Origin of the sequence: Nitrospira lenta (assembly GCF_900403705.1) — a bacterium.
GTDB classification, from domain to species: Bacteria; Nitrospirota; Nitrospiria; order Nitrospirales; family Nitrospiraceae; genus Nitrospira_D; species Nitrospira_D lenta.
Window position 1 is genome coordinate 22,644 of sequence record NZ_OUNR01000002.1, and the last position, 15,077, is coordinate 37,720.

Here is a 15,077-nt window from a genome sequence, read left to right on the forward strand (position 1 = left end):
CTGTCATATACATGGTTATAGCTTTAATCGCGCACACGCCTACATTTTCCTTGCAAGTTTCGCGATCAGATCTGCCAGATTGATTCCTTTAAGTCGTTCACTCACAGCATTTGTCACAGACAGGAACACCGGCGTCAGAACGGATTTGATTTCGCAGCTGAGGGCGCATTGCCGATTCGGATCATTCGGGTTGTAGGCAAACAATCCCGAGTCTTCAACCGCCGAAAATATTTCGTACAACGTGATCGATTGAGGAGATTGGGCCAATTCTGATCCACCGGAACGACCGGCATGCGTGTGGACTAAACCGGCCTTGCGTAACTCACCTAAGATTCGGCGAACTACCACAGGATTTGTATTGAGACTGCGGGCCAGGTAAGTTGAATTGATCACCTCATTTCTCCGCAATCCCAAAGCGGTCATGATGTGGGTGGCCATTGCAAATCTGCTGTTAGCCGCCATAATGAAACATTAATAGTTACAATTAATGGGGATGTCAAGCCCGAGAGGAAAGACCAGTCGATTCCAATCACCGGCGTCTCGGCAATAGCCGCTTGCCATTCCCCTCTCCGACTCGGATTTCAGGGGGGGGGGGATACCACCGGCACCATGAAGAGGAGCGGGCTCGTTGCGGAGGAGACTTGCTGCATCGTGGAGAACTATGCAGCGAGCTGGGTCTTCAACAGACGCGCGGTAGGATGGCGACGGCGGTTACTCGATAGGCGTCAAAGTTGCCGGCAACCGGCTTGGCTTTTTCCGTTTCTCAGCATCTTGATCAATCATTTTCAGAAGATCCAGTTGAGATTCTAATTCATCAATACGCTTCTCTCGCTCTCGCAATTGTTTTTGGAGCGCCTGCACGACGTTCGACTCAAGGGCCGCCGGTTCGCCCTTGTGCACCTCCGGAACGACCGGCGCCGTGCCGCAGGCGCTCAGTACGGTCGTCAGACAAAGACCGCTCATCAGGCGGCCACAGCACTTTCGGCATGAGGGATTCATGGTCTACGTGTGCCACCAGGCCCCTGATCCCGCAAGAATATTCCTATTCTTTACCGATACGAGGACAAAGCCCGACACCCCCTCACGCGATACTCCTCTCCTCCAAATCCCTTGAGCGACATGGCTTCATCTGGTGTCTACCGAATACAATGTTTCTACATTTCTGATCGTACCATCAAGAGCGCTATCTTGCGGTGGGCGGAGATGCGGATGTTCGGCGAAGAAACGGTAGCGGATGGAACATGAACTCGCCCCAGGATCCCATGAGGGGACCAAGCACGAGCGAGCCATCGTGTTTGACGGCGTTTGCCAGTGGTGTAATTTTGGGGACAATTTTGCAATCGATCGCGATGCCCGTGGGCAGTTCACGCTCGGGACACTTCGATCTAAACACGCAGGAGAGATACGGCAAGAGCTTCAACTAGCCCCGAATGACTTCGAGATCTTTCTCCTTCTAGAGCGCAGCCGTGTCTTCACAAAATCCACGGCTGCGCTGAGGGTCGCAAAACAGTTCTCGGACCTGTGGCCCCTACTCTACCTCTTCGTCGTCGTTCCACGCCCACTTCGCGATGCCATTACGATGCTGTGGCGCACTACCGGTACAAGTGGATGGGAAAGGCCGAGACCTGCCGCGTTCCCACTCCGAACGACCGAGCCAGATTTGTGTAACCACGATGAGCGGACGCAGATCCTGCCTGCCCCACGACGCAATGCGAACGTCTGAACGCTTCATGACGAATGGCTGATTATAGGCGGGCACCCGGCTTCAAATTTCTGCACGAGAGGCGCCGGACCTCTCCATTCGACTATCGGTTCAGCACGTGGTCGAATTACTCCTGACTCGACGGCCGCTGAACCGCGGTGCGTTGAACTTCTTTCATCGGCAATCGACCTTCGGTCTCTATGCACGTCGTCCAGGGGTGCAGCGCGGCGCCGACCCCGGCCCCGGCCATCGCCACTGGAATCGTCACAATAAAGAGCGGGACCCCGATACCGTACCCCAGCCATTGCAGAGCCATGCTCTCACGCTTCTGGCCTTCCTCGACCACGCGCTCCGCCGGATACAGCAGGAAGGTGCCGTACTCGCTCCCCATACTGGCGCTCTCAGGCAAATCCCGACAACGTGCGTCACTCAGCGACGGCACCAGAATCATCGTGACCATCAACAGCACTGCATACATTTTCATGCCCCCCTCCGCACCATATAACCTGCATCACTCGTGGAGTCTTCACCGATTGCGCCGGTCCAACAAGCGGCCATTACCATCTCTCTGCAAACAGCGAACCTCATTTCACAAAGGATTGGAGTGATCGAAGAAGCACTACCTGGCGCAGGCTAACCACCTACTTCGCATTCAATCCGGAGCCGACGCCCGTACGAGTCTCCATGCCATGAGTGCTTTCGCTCGCCCCGCACAGTGCGGATGGCCACCTTCACGCCTGGAGAACGAGCGGCGATCAGGGTTGCGTTGCAAGGGCAATCCGTTGCCGAGCGAACGCCGTGCAGAGAGACGAAACGCTCTACGCGATCCACGGCGGGACTTCATGTTACAGGGGGTCTTGTACACCACGAAGTACGCATCAAGGCGCCGAGCCGTCAGACCGGCGTCCAGGAAATCTGGCGGGTATTGGATTACGTCGCAACAGTAGTGACCGGTGATGAGCGTGGCGGCAATTCTGGCCGCAAGAGAGGCACAACCGTGTTGCACCAGGTCCGGCGCAACACGAACGCGGCCTCCCCCAGCATTCTTCCCCCTCTAGCCCTCTCTGCGTCCGGCCCGTCTTATTCTACTGCTCATAATTCTCAACCACCTCGGGCGGACGAACCGCCGCCTCATTCGGATCACGCCCAACGTCGCGAAGCGCTCGCCGCTGACGCAAGAGATCCCAGCACTGATCCAGTTCGACCTGGACTTGCGCCAGACGTTTCTGATCGGTTGCGGGATGCGCTCTGAGCTCGTGCAAGCGATGCTCTTCCTTGACCAGGCGCTGAATGCGATTGAGAACCGGCTGATCTTCCATTTGATTTTCCACGAGAGCCTCCTCTAACGCAGATGTCACCGCTCTGATTGTTTTTTTGATCGTACGCCCCTGTCATTCTGCGGTCAACTGGCACTCCGGTCCATTTGCCGACCGAAGAAATTAGAAATACGCGACCAACGCACGGGCGCGACTCATACATCGTCAGGCCGACAGCCCTCAGTATAATATTCTAGGATTTCTTCTGTCGTTGGATCGCGATAGACAAAAGAACGGCTAAGCGAAAGGGCTGGCGGTTATCGAGTATGCCTTAGGCGCCTGCTGGATCGAGTCGGCAAAGGCGTGCGCAGCAGGCCGCGATGGTCACGGATGCTGCGCCGGTTGATCTCCGAGGGACCGCCCACGGCGCCTTCGACGACCTTGTCGAAGCATGATATGTACAGTACCCGGACAACCCGTCGATGGATTCTGGGCCAGTCGGAAACACCCCATGAAGATTCATGCCATCCAAACCTCGCTCGTGCTATAGCTAGCATCATACATATTTATGTTTTTCGCGATCCAATCCACACTGGCTTTATATTGAGGGACTTATGACCAGTCATCGTTCAGATCTCAAAAGCATCGCCCGTCGTGCCATGATTGAGCGTGACCTTCTGCCGGACTTTTCAGCTGCGGTGATGGCCGAATTAAGCCGTATCCAGACACCCGCCACTGACCAATCCTCTTCCCTGCGCGACTTGCGGGAACTGCTGTGGGCGTCGATCGACAATGACGACTCCAGGGACCTGGACCAGCTCACAGTCGCTAAGCTGCAACCGAACCGGTCGGTGAATATTCTGGTCGCGATTGCCGATGTTGATGCGCTGGTCACCAAAGATTCCGCTCTGGACGCACATGCCCGGCACAATACGACATCGGTCTATACCTGCGGCGACCTCTTCCCCATGCTGCCAGAAAAACTCTCGACGGATCTGACGTCCCTGGGCGAAGGGCAAGACCGTCTCGCGCTCGTCATAGAGTTCGTGGTCTCAGAAGATGGCACGGTGCTCAGCTCCACGCTCTACCGGGCGGTGGTCCATAACCATGCCAAACTGGCGTATCACGCCGTGGCTGCATGGCTGTCAGGAACTGGGCCCGCCCCCGAACGAGTCACGGACGTGCCTGGACTTGACGCTCAACTCCGTCTTCAAGACCAGGTCGCGCAACGGCTCAGAGCACGACGCCACCAGCAAGGCGCGCTCAGCCTTGAGACGATCGAGCCGCACGCGGTCTTTGACGGCGAGACACTGACCGCGCTCACCGTCGAGGAAAAGAACCGCGCAAAGGAACTGATCGAAGATTTCATGATTGCGGCTAATCAGGCTACTGCGTCCTACCTGAAGAGTAAGGGCATACCGTCGTTCCGTCGCATCCTGCGCTCGCCTGAGCGCTGGCAGCGAATCATCGAGGTCGCGGCACGCTGGGGCGAATCTCTGCCGGGTGAACCCAACGCACAGGCACTCGAAGCCTTCCTCGTCAAACGGCGGCAGGCCGATCCTCTCAGATTTCCGGATCTATCCCTGGCGATTGTGAAACTGATCGGACGAGGCGAATATGTGCTCGATCACTCGACGGACGACGCGCCGGAACATTTTGGACTGGCCGTGAAAGGCTACACGCATTCTACCGCTCCCAACCGGCGCTTTCCCGATCTCATCACTCAGCGGTTAGTGAAAGCCGCACTGGTCGGCGCCCCTGCGCCCTATCGTCCTGATGAACTGGAGTTTCTGGCGGGCCACTGTACCGAGAAGGAAGACGATGCAGAACGGGTCGAGCGACAACTTCGCAAATCCGCCGCGGCCCTCTTGCTGGAGCCGATGGTCGGACAACGGTTCGATGCGATTGTGACCGGCGCTTCGAATAAAGGCACCTGGGTGCGGCTCCTCGATCCGCCGGTGGAAGGGAAACTGACGACGGGCGCGAACGGACTCGATGTAGGAGACACCCTGCACGTACAACTCGTGAGCACAAACGTCGAGCGCGGGTATATCGATTTCTCCAGAGTCGGAATGTGAGGGTGACTTCAGCCCATTCTATGAGCCGCAGGAAGAAATGCCTGGAGCCAACATGGAATACACGCGAATGAACGAGCCGATGAGCGACTGTTTCAGCACGCATTTTTCCTATAAGTCTTTCAGTTTGGCCGCAGGATCATATCGTGCCATGAGCGCCCGGCAGACGGATCCACGAGGATCGATTCTATACGCGTGTTCTTACTGAGGAGTCGCTTGGGCTCGGAGAGTTCAACATGGACGCCTGGTGGTATACATGAGCCCGCTCGAATAATTCCTGAACCGTGCGCTGTGAATTCATAGCCACAGCTCCGGTTTCATCTCGTCTCGCGGATGGGCTGCCGCGTACGCGTCACACCGGTGACGGCGCGCCCGCGGCGAGAGGGCTTACGATACGGACACGAAAGGATTGACCAGCCGGCTGAACGCTCCCGGAATATCTAGTTGCCGGGAACGTAGACGTTAGCCTTGATATGATCAGGAGGGGTGCGAAGATCCCACACAATCCGAAACCAGGACAGCAGAACCAGGAGATAATAGGAGGAGTCTACTTCCCACCAGCGCCACCCCTGATTGACCGACGACTGATAATAGTGATGATTGTTGTGCCAGCCTTCTCCGCAACAGACTACCGCCAGAATAAAGCTATTCCGACTTCCATCGCGGGAGTCGTATCGCACGCTGCCGATGATGTGAGTCAGCGAGTTGATAAAGAAGGTGCAATGATAGAGCACGGTCGTAGAAATGAAGAATCCCCAGACGAGTCCAGGAAATCCCCATATCATATAGATCAGCAGTGCGTATAGAAACGGCGGCACATAATGAAACCGGTTGAGGAGGCGCAACTCCGGATATTTCATCAAGTCCTGGACATTGGAGAACTCTGTCTGATCGTATTCGTTGGTCAGGATCCATCCGACATGGGAGTACCAGAACCCTCGTTGCACCGGGGAGTGGCGATCTTGTGGCTGGTCGGAATATTTGTGGTGATGCCGGTGGTGGGCAGCCCACCATAACACCCCCTTCTGAGCCGAGGTCATCGCAAGGAACGCCAAGAGAAACTGAAAGACACGGCTGGTCTTATAGGAACGATGGGAGAAGTAACGATGGTACCCCGCAGTGATGGCCAGCATCCTCAGGTAATAGCTGCCGATCGCCAGGAGAACCAACTCGAGAGTGACTCCGGTCTGGATCGCCCAGAGACTCATCAGATGAACAAGAAAAAAAGGAATCGCGGTGGCCCATTGAATGGCTTCAGATCCTGACTGAGCACTGATAGAAGCCTCGGATTGTCTACTCATAGATTGCTCTCATCGTTCACCGCCCTCTCCACATGTTCGTGTAGGGTTAGAAACGTCGGATGCTGGAAGCGAGATTATTGTACTTTATCGGACGAAGTCTGAAAAGGAGGTAATTTTCAGGAACGGAAATTATTTCCCAGCTTCTAGACAGCAGCTGAAACGGGCTCTAGCCATTCCCCCTGCTACATCTCGACAGCGCCGCCCCACTCTCACCCCTGTCTCCACTATACAGCAAGAGACATCGCGGTGGCACGACATAGACAGACGGGCCTTCGCTCTGACGTCTTAAAAATTGCTCTGAGGTTGTCCTATTCCAGTCCCTCAGGACTATGGAACGCTTAGTGGCTTGTTGTGATCCAACCCACCAGCGCCTGTGGGATCATTTTTGATAGGGTCGTGGTCTTTGAGGAATTGCAGCATCCCACCGGCCGGAGCAGTCACCGTTGGTCTTGATGGACAACTCGGCGTGCTAACCGTACCTCCCAACCAATAGGGAGTATTGCGTTGGATCACGGTGTAATTGGCTTTCAAATCAAACCGCACACGATCATAAAGATAGTCATAGGTCGGGTGAACAGGGTCGCACTCCGTTCCAGTAACGCTCTCGAAATCGTCACCCTGAATTTCAGGGGCCAGCACAACTCTGCCACTGAGGCCAGGATAGTACGTGAGAACTCCTGGCGTCGAACACGATGGGTTTGTGGTTGCACTACAATTGAGTCCGTGATCCATATTATTGTTCGGACTTCCGAGACCAACCTTCTCCTGCTGCAAAACATTGTTTACCATATTGGCAACATGTGGCCGATCGTAATTCAGCTCCGACATGACCAGACTATGGATAAAATACTTCTTCAGGCGCCTGATCACCTCAATCTGGCCGGCAAATTGAAGGGCCGCGCTTTCGCCGGCGACGAAGGGGATGACAGGCTCTCCAATAGCTGATTCAGTGGTCGACACCATCGTCACGTTCGGATGCTTGTCATACCGTTGTGCGAGTGCGGCAAAAAAGGCATCGAGACGGGCGATGATCGCTGGATCCCACAACTTGATGTCGTACGCATAACTTCCTGTCACATTGCTCACTTTATAGGCCCACAGACGGTCATAATCGATATGCGACCAGTCCGGAGCGGCGAGATCTGGGTCATTCCAAAGCGTCCCGCCCTGCAGATCGTTCGGAAGTATTTCCGATGCCCCCTTCACGCTCTGAAATTCGCGCCAGGGAAACGATACAATAAGGTGCTTATCTTTCCCTTTGAGCGCAGGATCGTCCGCCAGCTTGGCCAGAATTTCGTCAATGCGCGAAAAATCATAGACACCTGGACTCCCTTCATATCGCCCCCACTTGAGCACGATCTTTATGCCGCGCAGGCCAGGCGTCGTCGCAAGCTCGTTATAGATTTTTGCCATTTCAGTGTCGTTGATTTGATTGACCTGTCCTTGCTTGTACCACTGCCAATCCTCGACCTTGACGTAAATCCCTGGATGCCATTTATCAATCACGACTGCCTGCGCCGGAGACGCTGGCAAACCGGGCTCAGCACTGCCGCCCCCGCCGCAACTCAGAATCGAGCCTGCAAGAAGAGTCAGGCTTACGGCAATCGTTACCATTTGATACATCCTGAATTGAGAACTCCGTGTGGCAATAACAATCGGCGTAACCTGCGGCGCACTATTCATCTTCATTCCCTCTACTTATCCAAACTTCCGCTTATCCTGGTAGTCCCGGATTACATGGCAGGATTCGCGGCATGCCCAAATGACATTTGAACCGCTCCACAGAATCCATCAACTACCTGCATGAAGTACACCTACTCCGAGCAGCTCATTCGATCAGCGACAAGCACATCATCCCGTTGACTGATACCGTCAAATAGCTTACCTACGTTCCAAGCGACTAGCGAAGCATCGCATAAAACGTTCCCGTGCGGTAAGCCATGATCGTACTCTATCGCCACAAGTGTGCACGGCGACAAGGAAACCTACCAGCACGCTTCTTGTTCTTCACCCATAGATCTGACGCAGACAACGCCGAGGGAGAAGCATCACGACGACGACCACAAACCCGTCGCACAACAACCGAGGGGTTCGGTCACGATCTATAGTACAATCCTGCTATCACAATACGGGTACACCCGAGGTGAATATGGCACGAGAGAACCGGTCTCAGCGAAAACACACCCCGCGAGAACAGGCACTCAAACTCTTTCCCTGGATCTGCGCCCACTGCGGGCGCGAATTTGACGGCAAAAAACTGAGCCAACTCACCGTCCATCATAAGGATCACAACCATCAGAACAATCCGCCTGACGGAAGCAACTGGGAACTACTCTGCCTCTATTGCCACGACAATGAGCATCAGCGGAACCAGGTGGCTGACACGCCTGATACGGCGCCGACGAGCCAGCCGCAGGATCGCCCGTCGACATTCACGCCTTTCGCGCACCTCGCAGCCCTGCTGAAACGCCCCACCTCACCCACGTGAAATCAATACCCTGCACACAGCGCATATACGGCGCTGGAACGCCGCGTTTTTCTCACAGCCTGACAGCACCACGACAAAATCTCACCCCTCACTACATCCTCCGGGTGATGAATCCCCTTCCCCCTATGCAGTAGACTCGCTGTATCCAGCAATTCTGTCCCCTACACCAACACGCTGTCATTGGAGTTCACATGCCGCATGTGCTGATCATTCATGAAGTCGAGGATTACCGGACCTGGAAAGCAATTTTCGACCAGGCGGCCAGCATCAGAAAGACTGCCGGAGAAATCCGCTATCAGCTTCTGCGATACGATACCGACGCCAACCGCATCGTCCACTTTTCAGAATGGTCGTCCCTGGACCAGGCCCGTCGTTTCTTTGAGTCCCCGGAACTGGTCGAGATCAGAAAGAACGCCGGGGTCAAAGCACCGGACTTTCTCTATTTGCACGAAATCGAGCACGGCATACTCTAAATGGATATCGGTCGAGCCAATGCCCCATCACGAAGCGATAACTGAGAGGGCACCGTCATAGCAGAGCTTGTCTGCGCAAGGATGATCTGACGTTCTCCGGCGAGATTTTGGAGTAGCCTTCGCAACCAGACTTTCCGATGTCAGACGGCAGAGGAGCCGCCTGCCATGAGGAAATATCCTATGTTATAGAAGACGTGGAGAGCGAGAGAAGGAAACACTGACCCCGACCGATCGCGTAGAATTCCAAAAATCAGAGAAGGGAACAGCGTTAGCAATGCCCAAAGAAGCGAATGCGTCGGGATGTGGGCACCGCTGAACACGATCGACGTCACTAGATTCGCTAGACTTATCCCAATGGCGCTACGCCGTCCCCAGGCATGGCGTACCAGAACTCCTTGCAAGCACCCTCGGAACAGGAGCTCCTCGACAACCGGCTGCCACACCACAGCCATGAAGAACGCCACAGACACAATGCGCGGCCAGGGTAGCGGCTGGACAGCTACCAACAAAGGGAACACACCAAAGAAAACCACGCCTACGACCAGACTGGAGAGGAATACAGGAGAACGATAAAACCCCGTTACCGGCTTTCTCCCCAAGAGCTCATGGAGAACTGCTGCAACTGAAGTCATGGAAGTACGGCCATCTCGCCGAGGCTCCAGAAGGTTACCCGAAGACCTCGGCAACATAACGCCAGAGAAGAGAGTCCCCACATTAGCAATCCCGACTTCGAGCTCTCCAGCATAATGCACCGAGCGTCAGCAAAAGCAGGCTCGGCATGAAAGCATCATTTGAGCCAGCCGGCGCAATGGTACAGCCTCCACCACCACCGGAAGAACCCTGAGGGCCCCCGCCCCCTGAACTTAGACTGTCAAACGTCGCGGTCACAGTCGCAGCAGTAGTCACATCGCAGGGACCGACTCCCGTGCACCCACCGCCGCTCCAACCAGTGAATGTAGAACCGGAGTTCACCGTCGCCGTAAGCGTCACAGAGGTGAGGTTGGTAAAGTTGCCGCTGCAAGAAGCAGCACCCATACCACAGTTAATTCCCACCGGGGTTGACGTAACTACCCCTGAGCCGGTTCCCACCGTTGAGACCGTTACAGTAAACGTATTGAGTGGAGGAGGAAGTGCAAAGGTCGCCGTCACCGTCACATCCCCGGTGAGTTGACAGGTGCCTGTGCCGACACAATTGCCCCCGTTCCACCCGGAAAACACGGACCCGGCCGCAGGGGTTGCCGTAAGGGTCACGGTCGTGCCCTGACTGAATTGATCCGTACAGATTGCGCCGCAGTTGATACCCCCGTTGTTCCCTGGCGGCGCAGACGTCACCGTCCCACTTCCGACCCCGCTCTTGGACACCGTCACGGTAAACGGTGCCGGAGGCGCCAACGTGAAGGTCGCCGTCACTGTCGCATCCCCGGTGAGTTGACAGGTGCCTGTGCCGACACAATTGCTCCCATTCCAGCCGGAGAACACAGACCCGGCGACAGGGGTCGCCGTGAGGGCCACGGTCGTGCCTTGGCTGAATTGATCCGTACAGGTTGCGCCGCAGTTGATACCCCCGTTGTTCCCTGGCTGCGCAGACGTCACCGTCCCACTTCCGGCCCCGTTCTTGGACACCGTCACAGTAAACGGCGCGGGCGGTGCCAATGTGAAGGTCGCTGTCACGCTAGAGGTCGTGGACAGTGAGCACGTGAGAATACCTGTGCACCCGCCCCCGCTCCATCCTGAAAATACTGATCCAAGAGCAGGAATAGCCGTCAGCGTTGCGCTCGAGCCTGCAGGAAACGAGACATTGCAGGTGGCGCCACAGTTGATCCCATTCGGTGCCGAGGTGACCGCTCCCAAACCAGTTCCCGCCTTATTCACGGTAACGGCAAAGGCACTGACGCTGTCGAGCGCCGCACGAGCATTCAGCCGGCGACCAGTCAGGGTTTTTCCAGCAAGCGAAGGGAGCACATCCCCTGTATTGATGATGGCATTGCGAATCTGCGCCACCGTTAGATTTGGATTGACGGAAAGGAGGAGCCCAACGACACCCGTCACGTGCGCAGTGGCCGCCGAAGTACCGCCCGTGAAACCATAGTCAGTCGCCCCAGATGGGGAACCCGATACGCAGTCAACACGCAGGTTGTCAAGATACGCACCGTCATCGGTGCCGGAAGCGTCCGAGAAGAAGTTGATCCGGAAGCGATCGGATAGGTTGCCATCGCGTATTTCTTCCAGGGGACGGTTCCTGAATAGTCCGGCCGAGGAAGAAGTAAACTTGTTCCCCGTTGTCCACGTGGTGCCTCCGTCTCCGGAGGCCTGCACCAGGATACCGTCACCATTGCCCGCAGAAGCCAGGCGCACATCGCCGATCAACAGACAGCCATGCCGACCAACCGTACTAAAGACCGGACCCGTGGCAAATGAATTGGTATTGTTTAGATAGTTGCCACCCGAACTGTCCGTGAGACTATTGGGAGGACTCGCAGCTTGCACATTCGTGAAGCCCCAACTGTTATTGGTCCCACTGAAGGTATACCCCAGCAGGTTAGGGTTCGAATCAAAGTCATGCAGAAGGACGTTGGTGACATTCTGGGTCGGATAAGTACTATAGGTCTCATCTGTCCCCGGGGCTGCGATTTGAACGGAGGTTGCCCCAAAACTCGAGAAATAGGATAGACCGTCGTTCTGATTTGTCGCAGCTACCGCGATGATATTCGGGAGGGCTGGCCCACACGGAGTCGTCAGGCTATACTGCGCTGGATACCATGGCACCAGATCGTTATCCTGAGCATTGTTACCTGCTGCAGCAAGGACCATAACGCCCGCTACATTGGCGGAACTCAGCATGTTGTACTCTGCCTGACTACACGCTCCCCCAAGTCTCCCAAAACTCGCATTGATTACCCGAGCGCCTTTGGCGATTGCATAGTTGCCCGCCGGAATGAATCCAGCGGCAGTTACCCCGTCAAAGGCCATTCCGCTTCCTGCTTTGAGAGCCATGAGCTTTGCTCTCTGCATGACGCCGCTTATACCAAGGCTATTGTTCCCGGCGGCAGCCATGGTGCCCGACAGGCCTGTACCATGCCCTAGCATACCGGCGGGGAAGTGCACGACATCCATCGGATCACTATCGTTATTGAAAAAGTCATATCCATAATAGTCATCCACGTACCCGTTTCCGTCGTTATCCACGCCGTCATTCGGTATTTCTCCAGGGTTCGTCCACATATTAGACGCAAGGTCCGGATGGTCGTAGGCGATTCCCGTATCTACGACAGCGATAATAACGCTTGAACTACCGGTGGTAATGTCCCAGGCTTCTGCGGCGTGGATGTCTGCGCCGGCAGTACCCGTCACACCTCGAACCGCCTGGCCCGTGTTATGAAGTCCCCATAGCTGGCTGAACAGTGGATCATTGGGAATGCCGGCGAGTTCATAGATGTAGTTCGGTTCGGCATACTCGACAGCGGGGTCTTGCCGATACGTTGCCAGCGCGTCTTCGACCGAGACGCCCTTCCCGAGCTTGAGATGATGCAACCGATGGGAGCCTGCGGCAAACGACTTCATCGCATGCGTGCCTGTCTTTGTCTCGGCAGCGGCAATGGTGGCAGCCGAAGCTCCATCGCGGAACTTGACAATCACTTCTCCGTCCTTGTACCGGCCATGCGCATTGGGACCGCTAGAAATGGACGTAACGCCGTGATCTGGGCGGGTGATGCGAACAGGTTCAGCACTAGCCCAGACACACCACAGTGCGGATAGTGCGACCAGCGAACCCAGGCTTATCCGAGTCGCCAGTCTTCTCGACCAATAGTTATCGACCCTATCTTTGGAACTAGCCCATGACCTTCGGCTTGCCATCATTGATCTCCCAAACCGCCTCAGGGTGAAAAAACGCACTAATCGAAATAAGGAAGTCCTTCGTGGTCAACCCTTCGCACTTCTGGACGACCCTCTACAGAAGCCATCTTCATGGAGGGGAAACGACATACGTACTCACAACCGCTGTCTAATGTGTTGAAGAGTACCAAGATTGACGGTGAGTTGTTACCCCTCTTCGGAGGAAACCAAGCTTCTCTAAGGGGGGGGGCTACAGGAAACCACTCCCTCGTGCAATAAGACCATACAATTAAACCGTGAGAGCTTGCACCTGGGCTCAACGCCGTATCGGGTTACGACTTGATTGTGTATTCCTAGACGATTTTTCCATCTAACCCGTGCCGTCCTCGATACCCTCTATTCAAAGGCCTCCCGCGGTCAGAAACCTGGCCACGCTCGTCAATAGTCTAAGGGTGTAGACAAGAACATCGCCCCGCGGTCTCCCAATGCTCGAAACCCTTCAAGCCAGAACCTGTTAGCCATCGCCTGCGTAACCCCATGAAATGACTTAGAAATAACTTGCCGTTTATCCGCTACTCTCCAAATGACTACCGCGCCAACCTCTACTGAGATAACGGCTCAAGAGGCTCTCCCATCATGCGGTTTACGATAATTTCTCAAGTGCTACATTTAATAGTACTGAGCCTCCACCTGACGTGCAGGAAACATGCGTCTGCCCTGGATTCTTATACTCATACTCACGCTCACATTGGTGCCACCTCCCACGCTCGCGCGGGGAGGAGATGGATCGCCGTCAGGGCAAACCCTTGCAAACTGGACCGCGCTGTTTTCCGAATCAACGCCTCAGACTGATCTCACGCCTACATCCCCTGCGCTCTATCAAACCAGTCTGACATCGACATACTTTGCCCCTCCGCCCACGGTGACCGCCACGCGACTACAGAATCTGACGCCGGAAACGGAACAACCCCGTACACGCGGATTGCTCTCCTCGATCAACGTACTCAACGGCAGGCTTGTAACGGAAGCTGAAATGGCACACAGCGAGGGCGGCGCGACCTGGTTACAGAATAAGATTGTCGGTGATACCAGAGATGACGCAGCCGGTCGGATGCTGCGGCTCGGTATTACCGGCACGACAGGCTCCGTACGATACGGCGCGCTCTATCGCTCAGCCGGCCAAGCCTTCCTGAATGGGCCAGATCTGGCGGTGCGTGAAGTCTGGGGAGAATGGAAATCCGGACAGACGACGCTACGGAGCTCCGTTGGGCAGCAATGGAATAATGTGACCGGCGACACGACCCGCATCAGGCTTGGACAAACCTATGGCCGTCTGGGGCTTGCCTGGAAGAGCCCGGGATTGCCCGAGTTCCTGCTCACCTACTCGAACGCTGGTATTAGCAGTTCCGTGGAACCACTCGGAACAGCACCACAACGCAATCATACTCATACCCTTGAAGGGGCATTGGCCTACGCCGGGACAACCTGGAACGCCCGTCTCACCTCTGCGTACATACTGGGGAACGATCTGCAACGCGGTGGCGCGGAGAGTACCGTTCGCGTGCAAACGCTTACCGCTGCCATTCGCCCGCTGAACACCCTGACCATCACCCCTACGTTGGGATACCGGGAAGAAATTCAGGACTGGTCAGGCACGCGAATCGAATCGCCATCCGCTTCTGTGGCGGTGCAATACCGGCACAATCAACGCGTGTGGATAAGTGCCACCGGTAACTATGCCAGCACGCACTCCAACGATCGGCTGCTTGAGACGCAACAAGTCGGTGGGAAGGGCATCCTGGCCTGGGACCTTCAACGCTCGCAGGTCTGGGCAACACTGTTGTCCTTCGAAGCCGGCTATACCCGCCTCACGAACAACCTATCACCGGCAGCCGACGTCAAAGACATCTCCGGCATCATCAAGCTGATACTGGCCGCTCACTAACCC

At 55.7% G+C, this 15,077-nt stretch carries 13 protein-coding genes; 5 read left to right on the forward strand and 8 right to left on the reverse strand.

All coding sequences use genetic code 11. From position 1 onward, the window contains the following. Positions 1-39 precede the first annotated feature (39 nt). Positions 40-462, reverse strand: coding sequence for an Rrf2 family transcriptional regulator (locus NITLEN_RS05425; protein WP_121988587.1), 423 nt, complete (start codon positions 460-462; stop codon positions 40-42). 249 nt (positions 463-711) lie between these two features. Further along, a complete protein-coding gene (locus NITLEN_RS05430) occupies positions 712-963 on the reverse strand; it encodes a hypothetical protein (protein WP_121988588.1) in 252 nt (83 codons plus the stop codon). Between the two features lie 271 nt (positions 964-1,234). On the opposite strand from NITLEN_RS05430, the gene NITLEN_RS18810 reads away from it, so the two are divergent. Continuing rightward, positions 1,235-1,723 carry a thiol-disulfide oxidoreductase DCC family protein gene (locus NITLEN_RS18810; protein WP_121988589.1) on the forward strand — a complete coding sequence of 163 codons (489 nt, stop codon included), beginning with the start codon at positions 1,235-1,237 and terminating at the stop codon, positions 1,721-1,723. Between the two features lie 106 nt (positions 1,724-1,829). Here the strand turns inward: NITLEN_RS18810 and NITLEN_RS05440 are convergent, their stop codons facing one another. Further along, positions 1,830-2,186, reverse strand: coding sequence for a hypothetical protein (locus NITLEN_RS05440; protein ID WP_121988590.1), 357 nt, complete (start codon positions 2,184-2,186; stop codon positions 1,830-1,832). A 601-nt stretch (positions 2,187-2,787) separates the two neighbouring features. Then, a complete protein-coding gene (locus NITLEN_RS05445) occupies positions 2,788-3,021 on the reverse strand; it encodes a DUF2630 family protein (RefSeq protein WP_121988650.1) in 234 nt (77 codons plus the stop codon). 551 nt (positions 3,022-3,572) lie between these two features. Here NITLEN_RS05445 and NITLEN_RS05450 point away from each other — a divergent pair. After that, complete coding sequence (locus tag NITLEN_RS05450) at positions 3,573-5,036, forward strand: RNB domain-containing ribonuclease (protein ID WP_121988591.1); 1,464 nt, start codon at positions 3,573-3,575, stop codon at positions 5,034-5,036. A gap of 437 nt (positions 5,037-5,473) precedes the next feature. On the opposite strand, the gene NITLEN_RS05455 is transcribed toward NITLEN_RS05450, so the two are convergent. Together NITLEN_RS05455 and NITLEN_RS05460 are read right to left on the reverse strand one after the other, a co-directional pair. Next, positions 5,474-6,334: an acyl-CoA desaturase gene (locus tag NITLEN_RS05455; RefSeq protein ID WP_219999394.1), complete on the reverse strand. Its 861-nt coding sequence runs from the start codon at positions 6,332-6,334 to the stop codon at positions 5,474-5,476. 327 nt (positions 6,335-6,661) lie between these two features. Further along, positions 6,662-8,017 carry a hypothetical protein gene (locus NITLEN_RS05460; protein ID WP_146216106.1) on the reverse strand — a complete coding sequence of 452 codons (1,356 nt, stop codon included), beginning with the start codon at positions 8,015-8,017 and terminating at the stop codon, positions 6,662-6,664. A gap of 466 nt (positions 8,018-8,483) precedes the next feature. Here NITLEN_RS05460 and NITLEN_RS05465 point away from each other — a divergent pair, with 466 nt between their 5' ends. Together NITLEN_RS05465 and NITLEN_RS05470 are read left to right on the forward strand one after the other, a co-directional pair. Beyond that, positions 8,484-8,822 carry a YajD family HNH nuclease gene (locus tag NITLEN_RS05465; protein ID WP_121988593.1) on the forward strand — a complete coding sequence of 113 codons (339 nt, stop codon included), beginning with the start codon at positions 8,484-8,486 and terminating at the stop codon, positions 8,820-8,822. A 191-nt stretch (positions 8,823-9,013) separates the two neighbouring features. Next, positions 9,014-9,295 (forward strand): antibiotic biosynthesis monooxygenase, encoded by a 282-nt coding sequence (locus NITLEN_RS05470; protein ID WP_121988594.1) that lies wholly within the window; start codon positions 9,014-9,016, stop codon positions 9,293-9,295. Positions 9,296-9,435: 140 nt separating this feature from the next. Here NITLEN_RS05470 and mrtJ read toward each other — a convergent pair whose 3' ends face one another. Together mrtJ and NITLEN_RS05480 are read right to left on the reverse strand one after the other, a co-directional pair. Further along, positions 9,436-9,984: a JDVT-CTERM system glutamic-type intramembrane protease MrtJ gene (gene mrtJ / locus NITLEN_RS18815; protein ID WP_425464137.1), complete on the reverse strand. Its 549-nt coding sequence runs from the start codon at positions 9,982-9,984 to the stop codon at positions 9,436-9,438. Between the two features lie 25 nt (positions 9,985-10,009). Further along, positions 10,010-13,153, reverse strand: coding sequence for a S8 family serine peptidase (locus NITLEN_RS05480; protein WP_121988596.1), 3,144 nt, complete (start codon positions 13,151-13,153; stop codon positions 10,010-10,012). 1,009 nt (positions 13,154-14,162) lie between these two features. Here NITLEN_RS05480 and NITLEN_RS05485 point away from each other — a divergent pair. After that, positions 14,163-15,074 carry a hypothetical protein gene (locus NITLEN_RS05485; RefSeq protein ID WP_146216107.1) on the forward strand — a complete coding sequence of 304 codons (912 nt, stop codon included), beginning with the start codon at positions 14,163-14,165 and terminating at the stop codon, positions 15,072-15,074. The last annotated feature ends 3 nt before the right edge of the window (positions 15,075-15,077 follow it).